The organism is Hymenobacter sp. H14-R3, from assembly GCF_030063445.1.
GTDB lineage: Bacteria > Bacteroidota > Bacteroidia > Cytophagales > Hymenobacteraceae > Hymenobacter.
Genome location: NZ_JASITD010000087.1, coordinates 1 through 569, shown reverse-complemented (window position 1 = coordinate 569; position 569 = coordinate 1). Strand labels below are relative to the sequence as shown.

Here is a 569-nt window from a genome sequence, read left to right as displayed (position 1 = left end):
AAAATCGGGGGCTGCCGTAAACAGCACCCAACGGGCGGGGGCAAAGGTGGGGGTTTCCAGGAGAGCATCAAAAAGTGTGGGGCAGTTAATTAGACGGTATAGGTAAGCGTTCCGTCGGCAGTGGTAAAGAGCTTGGTGGCCTCGACTGCCCCACACTTTTTGATGCTCTCCTAATTTCTGCCATATGGCATCGGTCAGCAGCGTGCGGTCTGCATTCATGAAAATACAAATACTCCCTTAATTGAGAACATTTCCTAGAGTTGGGGTTGGGCCCTGATTAATTGAAAAAAACCTTCGCGGTAGGTTTCGCCCAGCGGAATAGCCGTCTCGCCCACGTATACGGTGTGGCCGTCGACGAGTCGGATTTTATCCAGCGCCACCACGAACGACTTGTGCACCCGTAAAAACGCTGGCTGCGGCAGCTGCTGGGCCAGGTCCTTGAGCGTCTGGTAGGTGACGATGCGCTGGCCCGGCACCACGATGGACACGTAGTTTTTCAGCGCCTCCACGTACAGGATGTCAGCGTGGCTGAGCCGCAGGAATTTATTCTTGCTTTCGCCCTTCACAAA

At 54.3% G+C, this 569-nt stretch carries 2 protein-coding genes; both read right to left on the bottom strand.

Features of this window, described 5'->3' with window-relative positions; translation table 11 throughout:
* A partial coding sequence (locus tag QMK33_RS23435; protein WP_283567051.1) for a hypothetical protein occupies positions 1–219 on the bottom strand: 219 nt, incomplete at its 3' end.
* Positions 220–254: 35 nt separating this feature from the next.
* On the bottom strand, positions 255–569 hold a 315-nt coding region (locus QMK33_RS23430), incomplete at its 5' end, for a LytR/AlgR family response regulator transcription factor (protein ID WP_283567050.1).